We start from the raw sequence: 17196 nt of genomic DNA on the forward strand, positions 1-17196 counted from the left end.
TAATGCAGTTTGTAGAAAGTTTTTTAGATAGTAGATCTTCGATAATCCCGCTGCGGCGGGACGCGGGGATGACAATATTCAAATTATTAGGAGATACAAATGATAGACATTATGACCATTTTTGGGCTTGTGCTTGGAGCAGGATCAATTATTATTGTTATGTATTGGGGCGGAACGAGTCATTTGTTATGGAACAGAGATGCGGCGATGTTGGTGTTCGGCGGAACTTTTGCGTCAATGCTCATTTCAACCAGATTCAATACTATTGCAAAGTTGCCGCGTGTGCTTTTAATGGTGTTTTTTCACAGGGAAACCTATGAGACGAAGCGGATTATAAGTATTTTGGTCGGATTTGCCGAGAAGGCAAAAAAAGAGGGCATCCAATCCTTACAGGAAGATATGCCAAAAATAAAAGATCAATTTCTTGAGGATGGCATCGGCATGGTTATTGACGGCTTGAGTCCCGAACTAGTGCGGGAAAATTTACTCAAGGACATAACCTTCATACGGAGTAGGCATTATCATGTAAGCAATGTAGTACGGTCAATGGGAACATATTCGCCCATATTTGGACTTCTGGCAACACTGCTTGGTGTCGTTCAGGTGTTAAAAAATATAAGCGACCCTAAGAGCCTGGGAAGTTCCATGTCAATCGCGGTTACTGGAACATTTTACGGCATAGCCCTAGCAAATTTTGTGTTCCTCCCGATTTCCAATAAACTTGATGCCTACACCGATACTGAACTGCTGATGAAAGAAGTGATGATAGAGGGCATTCTTTCAATCCAGGCAGGAGATATTCCAATTATCGTTAATAAGAAGCTACAGTCATTCATGGCGGCAAAAGGCCGTAAAATGAAAGGGAAAAATGAAGTTCTGGCAATACCAACGGAGTAGTGAATATACTCACAAGACCAATTCCTTGTGGATGATCATTTATACAGATATGGTCAGTAGCTTGATGATTTTTTTCCTTATGTGTTACTGTCTTACCTGGCTTACGCCTGCCGACCGTGCAATCGCCGCCGCTTCTTTCTCTGAATCATTTGCCGGAAAGAAAGGCGCTGTCAAGGAAGTGATGGGGAATATTGATAGAGAATTGGAAAGAGAGCGACAACTTGAGGAGAGAATACGCCAGGAATTCAAGAATGTGGTAATAACCCCGGGGAAAATACAAATTATCCTGCCGAGCCCTGTACTTTTTGATTCAGGCTCAGCAGTTCTTAAGGACTCAACGAAAGCCCCATTGCATCAGATAGCCGAAATAATCCGCAGTATCCCCAGCAGTGTTATTGTTGAAGGCCATACCGATAATGTCCCTATTAAATCTGCAGAATATGATTCAAACTGGGAACTTTCCTCAGCACGTTCGTTTAGCATTATCCGTTACCTCAGCGACGAAGAGCATCTTGATCCTGCTCTCCTGTCTGCACTGGGGTACGGCGAGTTCCGTCCTGTGGCTCCCAATGATACTAATGAAAACCGCGCAAAAAACAGAAGAATAGAAATAAATATACTTAAAAATAAATGACATTTCTGTTCTATGTAGTCGCAGAGCTTACATTTCAAAATAAAACGGAAAGCAGTTGCGATGAAGGACATCAATGAAAAAATCCATTTTTGAACTCTTTACCAAAAAAAAAATAAAAAAGATTGACACGAGTGACCTCTGGATAGTTCCTTATGCTGATTTCATGAGTGTGCTGATGATTCTTTTTCTTCTATTGTTTGCTTTTGCCTATGCCTCGCGTGAAGATAAAAAATACTCTCAGGTTATTTCCTCCCTACAGATTGAAATGGGTGGTAAGATTTCCGAATCGCTGAAAAATGAGCTTGAGGAAAGGCAAAAATCTGACCAAACCGAGATGCAACTCAATGAGATCATTGAGAAACAGAATCTCAGCAAGTATGTTACTGTACACAAAAATTTGGAAAGAATAAAACTTACTCTGAATGTGCCGATACTTTTTGAAGAGGGAAAATGTGAATTACACGGAGAATTCAAGGGCATCCTTCATGGGATAGCGATGATATTAAAAGGAATCAACAACGATATTGTCATAGAGGGGCATACCGATAATATCCCTCTTCACGGCGTTGGCAAAATGCGGTCCAACTGGGAATTGTCTCAGAGCAGAGCATTGGAGGTCATCCGTTTTTTTATTAATAACGAAGGTATACCGCCGCAGCGTTTCGCCGCTGCAGGGTATGGGGAATATCACCCTCTTTTTTCCAATGACAGCAATGAACACCGTAGCTACAATAGACGCATTGAGATTAATATTGTAAGTAATATGTCAAAAGTATAAGGTATTCTCGCTGAATTTGACGGTTCTGTAGAAGTTAAATAATACTTTAAATTCAACTGGTGTGTCTTTGCAAATATAAACGAGCCTCTTTGCCATGAGCAAAGAGGCTTTTATTTCTTAGCATCCTGTGCCTTTCAAGTCATCTAAAAAGTAACTTTGTAGAGGCTCGTACACAAAATTGACACTCAAGCCAATTATCTAATATAATCCTCAAGTGCGTATGGCAAAAGAAGGTATTCCATTTGTAGTTATTTCATTTTTGCTCGGCCTTGTTTTTTTGGCTTTGAGCTACTTCGGTTTTTTATTTTATATTTTTGCTATTTTGTCATTTGTTTTTGGTTCTTTTAGTGTTTTCTTTTTTCGAGACCCAACTCGTCAAGTTTCAGACCTAAAAAGCTTTATAATCTCGCCAGCAGATGGTAAAGTTATGGAAATAACCTCTGAACGCGGTCTGACCGTTGTGCGAATTTTCTTGTCGGTTTTCAATGTGCACTTACAGCGCTCGCCGGTGTCAGGGGAAATTGTAAGTGTAGAATATAAAAAAGGCAAATTTTTGCCAGCTATGGATAAAATGGCCCATAGCGAAAATGAGCAAAATATTGTAATTATAAAAAACACAAACGGTTTTTTTGAAGTTAAGCAAATTGCCGGTATTATAGCGCGTAGAATTATTTGCTATGTTAGGCCCGGTCAAATAATTAGTGTTGGTGATAAAATTGGTTTAATTAAGTTTGGTTCGCAAGTAGATATATATATGCCAAATTTGGCGAGTATAAAGGTGCAGGTTGGGGATAAAGTTGTTGGTGCAAAAACAATTATAGGTGAAATTGCGCAATGAAAAAAGGTATCTATATATTGCCTAATTTATTTACAACAGGTAATTTATTTTGCGGAATGCTCTCTGTGTTATATTCCACAATAAATGAGTATTCAATAGCTTCTTGGTTTATTTTAGGCGCTATGTTTTTTGACATTTTAGATGGTAGAATTGCCCGCTGGACAAAAACTGTCAGTGATTTTGGCATAGAGTACGACTCTATGGCCGACCTTATTTCTTTTGGTGTGGCTCCTGCTATTTTAATGTATCAGATTGTTTTAAATATCAGAGGGAATGTTGGTGTTGCCATAGCCCTTTTTTATGTTATGGCTGTGGCTATGCGACTTGCCAGATACAATGTACGCGCAAAAGAAGGTTTATGTCGCTCAGATTTTATGGGTTTGCCATCTCCGGCGGCTGCAGGTGTGCTTGCTTCTTTTGTTTTAAGTTATGAGTTATTTTTATCAGAACCAGGCAGCAGCACTATAACCGTAAAAACAATTCCGCTAATAATGCAGAGGATGCCGTTATTTTTTCATGCAATACCAATAGTTATGGTTATAATATCGTTTTTAATGCTCTCGCAGGTGCGTTATATGGCATTTAAAGGTTTCAAATTGGCACACCCTAAAAATATAAAATTTCTAGTTTTTATTGTATGTGGTTTATTGTTAATTATTGCATTTCCGCAAAACACAATTTTTATTATATTCACCCTATATTTGCTCTCAGGGCTTATGGGGTATATAGTCAGGTACATCCGACTTAGGCGTTTGGCACACTCCGATTTTAATCAAAAAAATGTCTAAGGCAGTAAAAAAATAAATAAAACAGGAAAATAAAATGAAAACGAAAAATAATAGAGTAATATTTTTTGACACAACCTTAAGAGATGGCGAGCAATCGCCAGGAGCAAGTTTAAACACAGCTGAAAAAATACAAATAGCAAACCAGTTGGCAAAATTGGGTGTAGATGTTATTGAGGCCGGTTTTCCAGCATCAAGCCCGGGTGATTTTGAGGCAGTAAAGTTAATTGCTCAAAAAGTTTCTGGGCCTATTATAGCGGGTTTGTGCCGCGCTCACCAGAAAGATATTGATGCTTGCTGGGGTGCCGTAAAATACGCGAAAAACCCAAGGATACATATAGTTATTGCAACTTCCGATATACACATAGAAAAGAAATTACAAAAAACCCATGAAGCTGTTTTGCAAATGGCAATTACCAGTGTTAAGTACGCAAAATCATTGTGCAAAGATGTGGAGTTTTCTGCTGAAGATGCCGTGCGCTCAAACTTTGACTACTTGTGCAAAGTAATTGAAAGTGTAATAGATGCCGGCGCGACCACTGTAAATATTCCAGACACAGTTGGTTACGCAATGCCGCAAGAATACGGGACTATGATTAAAAATTTAATTGCGCGCGTAAAAAATATCAGCAAGGCAATCGTAAGCGTTCATTGCCATAATGATTTGGGCTTAGCTGTTGCAAACTCGCTGTCAGCATTGTCTAATGGTGCACGGCAAATAGAGTGCACAATTAACGGCATAGGCGAACGCGCCGGTAACGCGGCTTTAGAAGAAATTGTAATGTCCTTAAAAACGCGTAGGCCATTTTTTAACTTAACATACGGCATAAACACCCGTGAAATTGCAAGAACAAGCAAATTGGTTTCAACTTTAACCGGAATACCTGTTCAGCCAAATAAAGCAATAGTTGGTGAAAATGCTTTCGCGCACGAGGCTGGTATTCACCAAGATGGTGTGTTAAAAGAAAGGTTAACTTATGAGATAATGAACCCAGAAGATGTTGGCGTAAATTCAAATACATTGGTTTTAGGTAAACACTCAGGCCGCCATGCTTTGGCAAAGCGTTTAAAAGATATGGGATATACAACATTAAAGCAAGGCGAGTTAGAAACAATATTTGCAAAGTTTAAAGTTTTGGCAGATAAAAAGAAATATGTATTTGACGATGATATAAGCGCGCTTGTTGAAGAAGATATGGTAAAAATTCCAAAAACATATACTTTAGAGTATTTGCACACGGCTTCAGGTTTAGGTGTAATACCAACCGCGACTATGCGTGTTTCAAAGTTATTAGGCAAGGCATCTGGCAAAAAAAATATACTGCAAGAAGCGTCTTGTGGTGATGGCCCGGTTGATGCGGCATACAAAGCAGTTGAAAAAATTACCGGCTACAAACTCACTTTAACAGATTATGCCATTAGAGCAGTTTCTGCAGGCAAAGATGCCCAAGGTGAAGTTAACTTAAAAGTAAAATACAATGGCAAAAGCTATGTTGGCAGAAGTGCCTCTACCGATATTATAGAGGCAAGTGTTAAGGCATATTTACAGACCATAAATAAGATTGTCGCAGAATCGCAAAATAAAAAATAATATCTGTCATTCCCGCGGATTGTAAGCGGGAATCTAGTATTGACGATAAAGGTTTTCTGGATCTCCGGGTCAAGTCCGAAGATGACAGACTTAGTAAAGAATCAAAACATCAATAATTGCATAATTTGATTTAAGGGTTAAATCAATAAAGGAGAATGGTAAATAATTATGCTGCAAACAATTACAGAAAAAATTCTTGCGAGTCATTGCGGCAAAAAAGAAGTAAAACCGGGCGAGTTTATAGAGCCAAAGGTTGATATTGCACTTGGCAACGATGTAACTTCACCCCTTGCAATAAAAGAGTTCCGTCAAGTTGGCGCAAAAAAAGTTTTTGACAAAAACAAAGTTGTTCTTGTTATGGACCACTTTACGCCAAATAAAGATATTAAAAGTGCCGATCAGGTAAAGTTTGTACGAGAGTTTGCGCGCGAACAAAAACTAAAACATTATTATGAAGGCGCGAATGTTGGTGTTGAACACGCTCTTTTGCCTGAGCAGGGAATTGTAGCGCCGGGCGATGTGGTAATAGGTGCTGACTCTCATACTTGCACTTATGGAGCAATAGGCGCGTTTTCAACGGGTTCAGGTTCAACCGATTTGGCCGCGGCAATGATAACCGGGAAAGTCTGGTTTAAAGTTCCTCAAAGCATAAAATTTGTTTACACCGGCAAATTAAATAAATGGGTTTGCGGCAAAGACCTTATTTTGCATACTATCGGTAAAATAGGTGTAGACGGCGCGCTTTATAAAGCAATGGAGTTTGCAGGGCCAGTAATAGAAAAACTTCAAATGTCCGACAGATTTTCTATGACAAATATGGCAATAGAAGCGGGCGGCAAAAGCGGTATTATCGCCCCAGATAAAATAACTCTTGATTATGTAAAAAACAGAGTTAGCAAGAAATTTAAAATATTTTCAAGCGACTCGGGTGCAAAGTATGCCGATATTATAGAAATTGATTGTTCAAAAATTTATCCTCAGGTTGCTGTGCCATTTTTACCGTCTAACGCGAAAGAAGCTCGCTCGCTAAATAAAATAACATTAGATCAGGTTGTAATTGGTTCTTGCACAAATGGCCGCATAGAAGACCTGCGCATAGCCGCAAAAATTCTTAAAGGCAAAAAAGCGCATTCCAATGTCCGCCTGATAATAATACCAGCAACGCCAACCATATACACACAGGCTCTTAAAGAAGGACTTTTTGAGATCTTTATGAAAGCTGGTGCAATAATATCACCGCCAACATGCGGGCCATGCCTTGGTGGTCATATGGGCATACTTGGTAACGGTGAAAGATGTGTTGCAACAACAAACAGAAACTTTGTTGGAAGAATGGGACATACAAAATCAGAAGTATTTTTGGCAAGCCCGGCTGTTGCGGCATCTAGCGCAATAAAAGGCAAAATAGTAGATCCTGACCAAATATAACACAGAGATTAACTGTTTAAAACATAAAGTTCTCTTACAAATTAGGAAAGGGTTCAGCGAGCAGAGCGAGCGACGACGAAACGGGAAAACCATAGGTTTTCCCTTGTAGAGCGGTTTGGCGAAATCATATTAGCCAAACCAAGTATGAAACGAAGCAACCATAGACCTTGCAATAGGTGTTAGGAGCGAGACGGGCGAGGTCGTGGGTTTTACAACTCAAAAAGTAAGAGCGATGTTATAACATCGGGCGAGCTTTTTGAGGAAGGAAAAGACCGTCGTCGTCCGTCGAATCCAGCAATCTATTGCAAGTTCTATGGTTAAAAATACTAAGTCCAGCAGATGGCGGGACGCGACATAAGGGGAAATAGAATGGTATTAAAAGGCAAAGCGCACAAATATGGTTCAAATGTTAACACCGACGAAATAATACCGGCACGCTACTTAAATACATCTGAATACAAAGAACTTGCGGAACACTGTATGGAAGATATAGATAATGACTTTATTAAAAATATGAATCCGGGCGATTTTATTGTTGCCGAGAATAATTTTGGTTGTGGCTCATCTCGTGAGCATGCGCCAATATCTATTAAAGTTGCAGGTGTATCAGCTGTAATTGCAACTTCATTTGCAAGAATATTTTTTAGAAATGCCATAAACATTGGTTTACCGATTCTTGAGTGTGAGGAAGCCGCAAAGGATATTTCAAAAGGTGATGAATTAGAGGTTAATTTAGCAAGTGGTGAAATAAAAAACATAACAAAAAAATGCGTTTATCAAGCAGAGCCGTTTCCTGCATTTATGCAACAGATAATTAAAAAAGGCGGCCTGTTGAAATATTTGAAGAATAAAAAATAAAAATTAAGTCTGCTTTAGGCGAGACGGAGGAAAAATTAAAATGAGTAAGAATTACAAGATTGCTGTTCTCGGTGGTGATGGCACAGGCCCAGAAGTTATTGCGGAGGGTATTAAAGTTGCGGAAGTAGCGGCTAAAAAAAATAACTTCACAATTGATTGGACAAAATATGATCTTGGCGGCGAACGCTATATGCGCACTGGCGAAATTTTGCCAGAAAGTGTAATAGCCGAGCTTAGAAAATTTGATGCGATATATCTTGGCGCAATTGGGCACCCCGATGTAAAGCCCGGAATATTAGAAAAAGGGTTGTTACTGCGTTTGCGTTTTGAGTTAGACCAATATATTAATTTACGCCCGGTAAAACTTTATCCAAATGTTGATACCCCACTTAAAGGTAAAACACCTGCCGACATTGATTTTGTTGTTGTTCGTGAAAATACCGAAGGCCTTTACACAGGCGTGGGTGGTTTCTTAAGAAAAGGCACCGCGCAAGAAGTTGCTTTGCAAGAATCGGTTAACAGCCGTTTTGGTGTTGAAAGATGCATTCGTTATGCTTTTGAATACGCGAAAAAAAGAAACAAAGGCAACAAACTAACTCTTTGCGGTAAAACAAATGTGCTCACCTATGCTTTTGACCTATGGGAAAGAGCTTTTTATGAAGTTGCAAAAGAGTATCCAACTGTTAAAACCGATTACGCCCATGTTGATGCAACTTGTATGTGGATGGTAAAAAACCCGGAGTGGTTTGATGTTATAGTTACCGATAATTTGTTTGGCGATATTATCACCGACCTTGGCGCTATGATTCAGGGCGGAATGGGTATTGCCGCTGGTGGAAACATTAACCCGCAAGGTGTTTCAATGTTTGAGCCAATAGGTGGTTCAGCACCTAAATATACAGGTAAAAATGTAATTAATCCGCTTGCGGCAATTTGTGCTGGTGGAATGATGTTAGAAGTAATCGGCGAAACAGTCGCCGGAAAGAGTATAGAAAATGCCGTAATCAAAGCGCTTTCAACAGGAAAAATAAAAAGCTTAGCTGCTGGTAAAATGGGTATGTCTACAACTGAAATGGGTGACTTTATTGCGCAAACACTATAAATTATGGAGATTTGCCGAAAATGAAAAAGTATAGAGTTGCAATTGTTGGCGCAACAGGAGCCGTTGGCGAAGAAATGCTTAAAATGCTGGAAAGCAGAGCATTTCCGATACAATCGCTTAAACTTCTCGCCTCCGAGCGCTCTGTTGGCAAAACACTTAAGTATAAAGGCAAAGAAGTTGCAGTAGAAAAGTTAACTCCTGAGTCGGCAAAAAACCTTGACCTTGCGCTATTTAGTGCCGGGGCAGCCATTTCAAAAGAGTTTGCGCCCATATTTGCCGCAAACGGTTGTTTTGTTGTAGATAATTCAAGTGCATGGCGAATGGACAAAGAAGTTCCACTTGTTGTGCCTGAGGTAAACCCGCATGATCTTTCAAAAGATAAAAAAATAATTGCAAACCCAAACTGTTCTACAATACAAATGGTAATTGCGTTAAAACCGCTGCACGATGCCGCAAAAATTAAAAGGGTTATTGTTTCAACCTATCAATCGGTTTCGGGTGCTGGAGCCAAAGGTATTTACGAGTTAGAAACTCAAAACCGTGCATGGGCAAAAAATGAGCCAATACCTCAGGCCTCAAAGTTTCAGTATCAAATTGCTTTTAACCTGATACCTCAAATAGATGTTTTTACCGAGAACGGTTACACAAAAGAAGAAATGAAAATGGCGAATGAAACACGCAAAATAATGGGTGATAATAGTATTGCCATCTCTGCCACTTGCGTGCGCGTGCCTGTTGTGCGTAGCCATAGTGAAACTGTTTGGATAGAAACAGAAAAAAAATTAACGGTTAAACAGGCAACCGAGCTTCTTTCAAAGGCAGATGGAATTGAAGTTATTGACGATGTCGCAAACAAAAAATACCCAATGCCACTTTACGCGCAAAATAAACAGTTAACCTATGTTGGCAGAATAAGGGAAGACATCTCTACAACAAATGGCCTGACAATGTGGATTGTTTCTGATAATTTGCTTAAAGGTGCGGCATTAAATGCTGTACAAATTGGTGAAGAGCTTATTAGTCAAGGGATAATTTAATTGAAAAAGCTTGTAGTAAATGCCGATGATTTCGGCTATCGCGAAGGAATAAACAAAGGTATAATCTACGCCCATCAAAAGGGTGTGGTTAGCAGTGCTTCTTTATTTGTTGAGCGAGAAGGCAGCCAAGAGGCAGTAAGGCTCGCTAAAGAAAATCCATCACTTACACTTGGCATTCATTTAGACCTAGATAAGTTTTTTGAAATAGACCACGCAAGAGGTGTTGTTGTATCATGGCTTAATGGCAGTGTGGTTTCAACAGAAATACTAAAAGCCGAAATACGCAGGCAAATGGATAAGTTCTTTACTTTTGGCTTTACTCCGGATCACATAGACAGCCACCATCACTCACACCTTATTTCAGATGTGTTTGAGCCGGTATGCCAGATAGCTAAAGAGTATAAAGTACCAGTTGTGCGTTTATTTAAGAAGTTCTATTCGCAAGAAAGCAATTTTGAGCAGGCAAATAAAATTGCAAATAGTTATGGCCTCATATTTCCCGATCATTTCATAGAGGGCTGGTATTGGGGGAATATTGACGAAGATTATACTGCCGCAGAGCTTATGACACATCCGGGCTATGGTGAACTATGGCGCGAGGCCGAGCTTGCGCATTGTTGCCAACAGCAACTCAAAGAATACTTAACCAACCAAAAAATAGAATTAACAAACTTTTGTAATTTACTGCCAAAGAAACAGTAGTTAAATATTTTATTAAGTTGTTTTTTTGCAATTCACATATTTTTGATGTGGCCAAATAGTTGCAGAAACTTAAATTTAGTTAGTTAAATTTGCTATAGGGAAAAGAGGGGAAACAATAATCTTGTTTTCCCTCTTTTTTCTTAAATTTTAGGTTTATTGATATGGGGATGCAATATGGGTGTGTTGCCTTGCCATACAAATTACCCAACAAGTGAATACCAACCGAAACATACAGGCAATGCCGTTCTTTTAGGTTCATTAACTTTAAACATATAAAAACCTTCATTTGACCACCATATTTACTCAAAATTTACATAAAACACACCGAATTTGGCCACAATTAACCATACTCTATTCAATATTCATTTCTTTGTGCTTTTTATGTCATTTGCTGGTAAAAAGTGCTTTGCTTTGACTGCCTTTAGTTATTAGTGGTTTTCATGTGTTAGGAGTTTTTTGAAGGTTTATGTACAAATGGGTTAAGTCCTAATTTTTTTTGCCCATTCTTGGCCTGTTTTTGCTTATTGTTTAACGGTTTTTACAAATTAAAGTTTAATGTATGGTCTTTGTTTTTAAGTGCTTTGGGTTGTTTTGTGAAATTTTTTGGTATCTTGAGGTTTGTATCATTTAAACCAAAACTTTAACCAATTTTTTAAAAAATATTTTTTTGCCAATAAAAAAGGGAAATAAAGGATAAAAAATGAGTGCCAGAAATAATTACTTAATGTTAAATATGAACATATAAATAATTATATAAGTTTATTAGTATTTTTGGTGTTGTATATGAAGTATTGGTTTTTATAAATAAAAATGGCTCAATGTGCCATTAACTTAACATAATATAACTTATCGGAACCAACTAGTTAATGTTTTACTCTAAATAAATTGCAAACATTTGCAACATAACTTTTGTTTTTTTCAAGATTATTGTGGTATTTTTAGGTCGTAGAATGTAGAATTTGGAAATCTTTTGATAGGTTATTTTTTAACAGATGTTTTAAACAGACCAGCTTTTTAGTTTAAAATCTTCAGCTGAAGCCGGTAGGGTTACCGTGCCTCCAAGTGGCCAACTTTCAATAATTAAGCCATTTCTGTAAATTCTTATACAAAATTCAATTCTTTCTTGAGTTTTTTCTATTATTAGCTTATTTAGTGGTATTGCAAGCTCGATTATATTTTTTGCTGAAATTTCAGTTAATTTTTCATTTTTCTGTTGTTTTATGAGAGTAATTAGCTCAAAATTTTCTACATTTCCCCCACTTTTTAACTCAAAAAATGCTTTTGTAAAACTTGGTGATTTAAAATCTATTTCAAAGGAAACATTTTCATTTTCTTTTGCGCTGAGTTTGTACTTAGTGTCAATTCTAATATAAAGCTTTTCAAGATCAAAACCATAATAAAATGATCTAATTAAGGTTTCAACCTGATGCATTGAGCCGCCGGTATGGCCAACCTCGTAGTATCCAGCCGCCAACCACTCAAAATAGTTTGTAACGATACCATCAATTTTAGGTGTTATTAAATCAACGGGTTCAAGTGTTGGTTTTCTGCTTTGAGCACCTTTTATGGGTTTATGCAAGTAATCGGGTACGATTTGCCCAAGTTTTATATATACATCTATCAGATGCTCCCTAAATAAACGGTCAAATATTTCATCATTTTCTGAAGTGTGTTCATCGCCAAACCACCAGTTCCAATCTGAGCCTTCTGCGGCATAAATACTGCGCATAGCAGATTTATATTTTTCAGAGCTTGTGATTTGCGGGTTTAATTGTGCAACTTCTCCAAGGCATTTTCTTGCATCATATAGATACTGCCATGCTGTGTTATCTTCGTTGTGGCCTATCCAAACACCAAAGTTGCCCCTTATCCATGAGCCGGCAAAAAGCTTTGGAAGAATATCTTTATTTTTCTTGTTTTGCAGGTATTTGCCAATTGTGACTGTTTCAACTTCTGGGTCTGTGCTGATGGCAGAATAAAGTTTTCGTAAAAAGTCCCAGCCATCGTTTGCGTAATATTCCCAGCAGTTTTCTCCATCTAATATTACGGCAACAAAAGGTTCTTCATTATCTGGAGTTGAGTTTTTTATGGAGTGCAGTTTTGTCATAAAGTCGTTTACTGCGCTTTCCGCATTCCATTTTGAGTATACAAAACCAATTGCGTCTGAAAGCGAGCGGTCTCTGAAAATTATGTCAACTTCGGAGTTGGCAATTTTTACTTTGTATGGTTTGTATAATAATTTATTTTTTTCTGTGTGCTGTTGGCTGAGTGTTTTATAAAGTATTTCTTCGTCGGTAGCTATCCAATGTACGCCAGAGTTTGCAAACAAAGGAACCACTTCTTCGCTAACTGATCCTTCGGCAGGCCACATACCAAGTGGTTTTTTGCCAAAGTGTTTTTCATAAATATCTATTGCAAGTGTAATTTGATTTTGTGCGTCATCTTTTTGACTAAAGCGTTTGACAGGAAGAGTAATGTCCAGTGTTGCTATGCGTGCGCTGTTTGTGTCGCATAATAATGGCAATATTGGGTGGAAATATGGAGTTATTGAAACCTCTATTTGCCCCCTATCTTGTACTTCCTTATATTTGCCGATGATTTTCGCGCAAATTTCGTTTTGCTTTTTTACAAGCGCGCTTTTTTCTTCTTCGGTAAAATCTCTCCCTTTTTCGTAAAGTGTTTTTATTAGTTCATCGTTATTTTTCCAGTATGGATCCATCCATGATAGGTTAAACCAAACCTGAAGATCTCTAAATTCGGCAGATGAAAAATATGCCTGAACTCTTTTTAGTGTTTCTTTTGAGGTGTTTTTCCCGCGTTTTTCAAGCAACTCTTTATAGCGTTTATTTGGCAAAACCATTGTTTCCCAGTTTGCCATAAAAAAATTATACAGAAGAAATACCTTATCGTCTTTGCTTAGCTCTGTGGCTGGTTTTAATGTTATGTCAGTAAATAGGTCTTTGGCTGTTCCAGAAGCATATTCTTCTATTTGTTCAATTAAAGACGGTACAAGGTTGAATGTGGCTTTTATTTTTGGGAATTCATCTAAAATTGCCACAGTGTCAAAGTAATCTTTTGTAGCGTGCAATTTTACCCATGGAAGTTCGTAAATACCTGTACTAGGATTTTTGTATAAAGGTTGATGGTGATGCCACAAAAAAGCAAGCTTGATTTTTTTCATTAAAATACTATGGTTAAAATTTTGCAATTACTTCTAGTTGGTAGCGGTTTGCAGGCGCAGATAGCGGCCAAAGTGCTTCAAACACTGGTGGCGTATATCTGGCATATGAGAGAGCAAACTGGCAATATTTCGAATACTCGTAGCGCATGCTTAAATCCATTTCAACGCCTAATGTGTAGTTAGCGTTAAATAAGCGTTCAAAGCCAGAGGCCTCTGGAGCACCTTTTGGACCCTGTGATGCAGAGTATAAATAGTAATAAACACCAAAGGTTAAAGCATAGACTGGTGAAAAATCAGTTCCTAAACTTAAGGTGTTTATACCGGAAAATGATGCAGGTATTGTGTAAAAACCATCAAAGGCAGTTGCCCCAAAAAGTTGGCCATAACCCTTTCTTTCAAGACCGTCATAGCGTGCTGTAAAATCTGGTGTAAAGGCTTTATCTGTGCTTGAAAGTGAGTTTGTATCATCGTTCCCTGTGGCATAAGAAAAAAGTGCTTTTGCGCTAACTTTGCCAAGTTTTGTTTTCTCTCCAATAAGTTCTCCTCTGATAACATAGCCAAGTGCGTCTAGGTCTGTTTTTGTGCCATCAGCTTTTGTTATGTAGCCACTTTGTTTTGCAAGTTCAAACTGATAGTTTGATAGTTTTTCTTTTTTGCCTATACGAAAATCTATAAAATTTTTAATAATCTCGGTTGTTGATGTTGCAAGCAACCCTCGTTTATAATTGCTTCCGGAAAAATCGCGTTCTTCAAAGTAACCTAACTCCCAAAGATGTTCTCTCCATAAAGTGTTAATGTTTAAGCCCAAAAGATCGCAATCGCTATCAGGTTTTAAATTATCGCTAACTTTTGCAGTAAAAAGTGTTCCATCCCACTTTAGCGGTGCTAAAAAATGTCCATCGACTCTAAGAGCGGTAAAGCCTCTATCATCATCAGAAATTATTAGTCCATCGCCAAAAACAAGGTGTTGCTTGCCGATTGTTAAATCTAATGGAAGTTCGTTAAAGTTTTTAATTTTTAAGTAAACAGTTTCTACATACGGTGTAAAATCGGTTTTTTGGTAGGGTACTGCAAAAACAGTTTTTGTGCCGCCACCGGCAACGCCAATTGCGCAAAACTCAGAACCAATTTCTACATTGCCGGGAAGGGTTGCACCAATTAAAATTTTTAGGCGAGAGCTGTAATAACTTAATGGCACCGAAGAGGCAGTTTGATCAAAATGTGTTTCAGAGTAACTAACACCGCGCAGGCGATACTCAGTGTCAATATTTAGTGTTGTGGCGACGGCGAGTTTTGCACAAAATAAAAAAACAATGATGAAAAAAAGTGATATTGAAAAAATATTTATTTTTTTCATTGCTTTTGCTCCACAACTTTTTGATCAGGAACTGTGCCGCTAATTGTTACAAGGCGTTGTTGCGCTTTTGCAGACCAATTTGTTGCCGGAAATTGCATGGTTATTTTTTCATAAGTTGTTTTTGCTTCTTTGGGCATATCCGCAATTTCATAAAGCATAGCAAGGTCTTGCAGCATTGAAGGTACAAGGTAACTGTTTGGAAATTTTTTTAAGAAATCATTGTAATTATATATAGCTTCTTTATATTTGCCGGCATTTTCCTGCACTTTAATAAGCAATGGAAAAGCAAATTGTTCAAGTTCTTTTGGTTTTGGTGAAACCAAAAGTTTTATAAGAATATCTTCTGCATCTTTATAATTTCCGGTATCTGATAGGTGTTGAGCTTTTATAATGCTTGCCCTAAAACTTGCAGCTGTGTTTGCATAAGAAGTAATTATCTCATCTAGAATTTTAACCCCATCTTCTGGTTTATCGCTATAAAGCATGCTTTGAGCAACGCTAAGGCGTTCTTCTGAGCGCAATGTTAGAGTTGTGTTTCTGTAGTAAAAGGCAATTATAAGTAAAATTGAGCCTACAACTATACCGCAAATTAAATAAAAAGTTGAAAGATTCTTTTTTATCCAAACTGCAGAGTTTAATGCTAAGGCAGTTATGTCTTTGTGATTGTTTTGCGACGAATTCATTTTTTGTCTCCTATAAGAGATTTGGCATTTTCTTGCATTTCTCTATATGTGTTTTGGTTAAGACCGCTTGCGTTTAGAGTATTTATTATAATTTCCTTTGTAAGCAGATCGGTAAAGTGGTGTGTGTCTGAATTTAACACAAGTTTCGCGCCAGCTTTTATTGCTGTATTTGCAACATGGGCATTTGTTGTGTTATGCCCATTACGGGTTGTAATTTCTAGATAAACGCCAAGTTTAGCGGCAAGGGATGCCTCTTCTTCAGATATATATCCAGGATGAGCAATTATATCTGCTTTGGCAATAATGCCCGATAGGTTTGTACCTTCTGGTACCATTTCCGCTGGTGTTTGCCCGTGTATAACAACAATTTTTGCCCCTAGTTTACGGCAAAGTGCTACGGCATTTTTTATTTTTTCAGGTGGCACATATGTTATTTCTATACCCGTAATGACTTTTATATTGTAATACTTTGAAAGGTCTGATGAGGCCTTTTTCATTCTGGTAATTATAAAGTCAAAGTTTGTAAAATCGCCATGATCTGTTAATGTAATAGCACTGTACCCCGCAAGCTTTGCTCGGTAAACGAGCTCAGAAGGAGTAAGTGTGCCATCAGAAAAAAATGTATGTGTGTGTAAGTCAATCATAAATTTCAACCTCGCATTTTGCGATAGGTTTTAAACGCCCTCGGGCGGACTTGAACCACCAACCTTCTCCTTAGGACGGAGCGACTCTATCCAGTTGAGTTACGAGGGCAAAAGCATAAGTTTATAAACTATGCGACTCTACTAATTAGTATTTAATGAGTGAAACTACTTTGTTACCTTTAAGCTTTTCTCTGCCATTTAAAAATGTTAATTCAATTAAAAAGCCAATGCCAACAATTTTTGCTTTTAACTTTTCTACAAGTTCTATAGTTGCAGATACCGTGCCACCTGTGGCAAGCAAATCATCAATTATAACTACCCGATCGCCTGGTTCTAAAGCGTCTGTGTGCATTTCAAGTGTAGCTTTCCCATATTCAAGGCAGTAAGATGCCGCTATTGTTTTGTATGGAAGTTTGCCTTTTTTTCTTATAGGAACAATGCCAGTTTTTAGTTTGTAAGCAAGTGGTGCACCAAAAATAAAGCCACGCGATTCAATAACAACTACTTTGTCAATTTTTAATTTTTTAAATGCCTGCTCAAATTTATAAACAGCATTTGCAAAAAGAACAGGGTCAGCCAAAAGCCGGGTAATATCTTTGAATATTATACCTTTTCTGGGGAAGTTAGGAATATTTCTTATTGAATTTTTAAGTTTAAGATTTGTCCTATCCATGTTATTTA

At 37.9% G+C, this 17196-nt stretch carries 16 protein-coding genes and 1 tRNA gene; 11 read left to right on the forward strand and 6 right to left on the reverse strand.

From position 1 onward, the window contains the following. Nucleotides 1–99 precede the first annotated feature (99 nt). The 11 genes from M0Q46_01520 to M0Q46_01570 all read left to right on the forward strand — a co-directional run bounded on the left by M0Q46_01520 (nt 100) and on the right by M0Q46_01570 (nt 10650). The gene (locus M0Q46_01520) at nt 100–897 is read left to right on the forward strand and encodes a MotA/TolQ/ExbB proton channel family protein (GenBank protein ID MCK9582293.1); all 798 of its coding nucleotides are present in this window, start codon (nt 100–102) and stop codon (nt 895–897) included. Next, on the forward strand, nt 869–1531 hold the full coding sequence (locus tag M0Q46_01525) for a flagellar motor protein MotB (protein MCK9582294.1): 663 nt from the start codon (nt 869–871) through the stop codon (nt 1529–1531). The genes M0Q46_01520 and M0Q46_01525 overlap by 29 nt, the downstream gene beginning before the upstream one ends. Before the next feature lie 73 nt (nt 1532–1604). Then, nucleotides 1605–2309, forward strand: coding sequence for a flagellar motor protein MotB (locus M0Q46_01530; protein MCK9582295.1), 705 nt, complete (start codon nt 1605–1607; stop codon nt 2307–2309). Between the two features lie 220 nt (nt 2310–2529). After that, nucleotides 2530–3147, forward strand: coding sequence for a phosphatidylserine decarboxylase (locus tag M0Q46_01535; protein ID MCK9582296.1), 618 nt, complete (start codon nt 2530–2532; stop codon nt 3145–3147). Next, on the forward strand, nt 3144–3935 hold the full coding sequence (pssA, locus tag M0Q46_01540) for a CDP-diacylglycerol--serine O-phosphatidyltransferase (GenBank protein ID MCK9582297.1): 792 nt from the start codon (nt 3144–3146) through the stop codon (nt 3933–3935). Before M0Q46_01535 ends, pssA begins: the two co-directional genes overlap by 4 nt. 34 nt (nt 3936–3969) lie before the next feature. Then, nucleotides 3970–5523 carry a 2-isopropylmalate synthase gene (locus M0Q46_01545; protein ID MCK9582298.1) on the forward strand — a complete coding sequence of 518 codons (1554 nt, stop codon included), beginning with the start codon at nt 3970–3972 and terminating at the stop codon, nt 5521–5523. Nucleotides 5524–5691: 168 nt separating this feature from the next. Further along, nucleotides 5692–6951 carry a 3-isopropylmalate dehydratase large subunit gene (gene leuC, locus M0Q46_01550; GenBank protein MCK9582299.1) on the forward strand — a complete coding sequence of 420 codons (1260 nt, stop codon included), beginning with the start codon at nt 5692–5694 and terminating at the stop codon, nt 6949–6951. Nucleotides 6952–7320: 369 nt separating this feature from the next. Then, complete coding sequence (leuD, locus tag M0Q46_01555) at nt 7321–7809, forward strand: 3-isopropylmalate dehydratase small subunit (GenBank protein ID MCK9582300.1); 489 nt, start codon at nt 7321–7323, stop codon at nt 7807–7809. 40 nt (nt 7810–7849) lie between these two features. Beyond that, nucleotides 7850–8911, forward strand: a complete 1062-nt coding sequence (locus M0Q46_01560; protein ID MCK9582301.1) for a 3-isopropylmalate dehydrogenase — start codon at nt 7850–7852, stop codon at nt 8909–8911. A 20-nt stretch (nt 8912–8931) separates the two neighbouring features. Continuing rightward, a complete protein-coding gene (locus M0Q46_01565; protein ID MCK9582302.1) occupies nt 8932–9948 on the forward strand; it encodes an aspartate-semialdehyde dehydrogenase in 1017 nt (338 codons plus the stop codon). Then, nucleotides 9949–10650, forward strand: coding sequence for a ChbG/HpnK family deacetylase (locus M0Q46_01570; protein MCK9582303.1), 702 nt, complete (start codon nt 9949–9951; stop codon nt 10648–10650). A gap of 997 nt (nt 10651–11647) precedes the next feature. On the opposite strand, the gene M0Q46_01575 is transcribed toward M0Q46_01570, so the two are convergent. The 6 genes from M0Q46_01575 to M0Q46_01600 all read right to left on the reverse strand — a co-directional run bounded on the left by M0Q46_01575 (nt 11648) and on the right by M0Q46_01600 (nt 17188). After that, nucleotides 11648–13831 carry a glycoside hydrolase family 57 protein gene (locus M0Q46_01575; GenBank protein MCK9582304.1) on the reverse strand — a complete coding sequence of 728 codons (2184 nt, stop codon included), beginning with the start codon at nt 13829–13831 and terminating at the stop codon, nt 11648–11650. A 13-nt stretch (nt 13832–13844) separates the two neighbouring features. After that, nucleotides 13845–15188: an alginate export family protein gene (locus M0Q46_01580; protein ID MCK9582305.1), complete on the reverse strand. Its 1344-nt coding sequence runs from the start codon at nt 15186–15188 to the stop codon at nt 13845–13847. After that, entirely contained in the window at nt 15185–15871 is a 687-nt protein-coding gene (locus M0Q46_01585; protein ID MCK9582306.1) for a tetratricopeptide repeat protein, read from the reverse strand. The genes M0Q46_01580 and M0Q46_01585 overlap by 4 nt, the downstream gene beginning before the upstream one ends. Next, nucleotides 15868–16515: a histidinol phosphate phosphatase domain-containing protein gene (locus M0Q46_01590; protein ID MCK9582307.1), complete on the reverse strand. Its 648-nt coding sequence runs from the start codon at nt 16513–16515 to the stop codon at nt 15868–15870. The genes M0Q46_01585 and M0Q46_01590 overlap by 4 nt, the downstream gene beginning before the upstream one ends. Nucleotides 16516–16550: 35 nt before the next feature. Beyond that, nucleotides 16551–16624 (reverse strand) — tRNA-Arg (locus M0Q46_01595). A gap of 36 nt (nt 16625–16660) precedes the next feature. Next, nucleotides 16661–17188, reverse strand: a complete 528-nt coding sequence (locus M0Q46_01600) for an adenine phosphoribosyltransferase (GenBank protein ID MCK9582308.1) — start codon at nt 17186–17188, stop codon at nt 16661–16663. Nucleotides 17189–17196: the final 8 nt, after the last annotated feature.

It is taken from the genome of Endomicrobiales bacterium, from assembly GCA_023228045.1.
Lineage (GTDB): Bacteria > Elusimicrobiota > Endomicrobiia > Endomicrobiales > JALOBY01 > JALOBY01.

Coding starts and splice junctions, on each gene's coding strand:
- M0Q46_01575 (MCK9582304.1), bottom strand. CDS start 13,831: ATGAAAAAAATCAAGCTTGCTTTTTTGTGGCATCACCATCAACCTTTA.
- M0Q46_01590 (MCK9582307.1), bottom strand. CDS start 16,515: ATGATTGACTTACACACACATACATTTTTTTCTGATGGCACACTTACT.
- M0Q46_01600 (MCK9582308.1), bottom strand. CDS start 17,188: ATGGATAGGACAAATCTTAAACTTAAAAATTCAATAAGAAATATTCCT.
- M0Q46_01535 (MCK9582296.1), top strand. CDS start 2,530: ATGGCAAAAGAAGGTATTCCATTTGTAGTTATTTCATTTTTGCTCGGC.
- M0Q46_01560 (MCK9582301.1), top strand. CDS start 7,850: ATGAGTAAGAATTACAAGATTGCTGTTCTCGGTGGTGATGGCACAGGC.
- M0Q46_01565 (MCK9582302.1), top strand. CDS start 8,932: ATGAAAAAGTATAGAGTTGCAATTGTTGGCGCAACAGGAGCCGTTGGC.
- M0Q46_01530 (MCK9582295.1), top strand. CDS start 1,605: ATGAAAAAATCCATTTTTGAACTCTTTACCAAAAAAAAAATAAAAAAG.
- leuC (MCK9582299.1), top strand. CDS start 5,692: ATGCTGCAAACAATTACAGAAAAAATTCTTGCGAGTCATTGCGGCAAA.
- M0Q46_01580 (MCK9582305.1), bottom strand. CDS start 15,188: ATGAAAAAAATAAATATTTTTTCAATATCACTTTTTTTCATCATTGTT.
- M0Q46_01545 (MCK9582298.1), top strand. CDS start 3,970: ATGAAAACGAAAAATAATAGAGTAATATTTTTTGACACAACCTTAAGA.
- M0Q46_01520 (MCK9582293.1), top strand. CDS start 100: ATGATAGACATTATGACCATTTTTGGGCTTGTGCTTGGAGCAGGATCA.
- leuD (MCK9582300.1), top strand. CDS start 7,321: ATGGTATTAAAAGGCAAAGCGCACAAATATGGTTCAAATGTTAACACC.
- M0Q46_01525 (MCK9582294.1), top strand. CDS start 869: ATGAAGTTCTGGCAATACCAACGGAGTAGTGAATATACTCACAAGACC.
- pssA (MCK9582297.1), top strand. CDS start 3,144: ATGAAAAAAGGTATCTATATATTGCCTAATTTATTTACAACAGGTAAT.
- M0Q46_01585 (MCK9582306.1), bottom strand. CDS start 15,871: ATGAATTCGTCGCAAAACAATCACAAAGACATAACTGCCTTAGCATTA.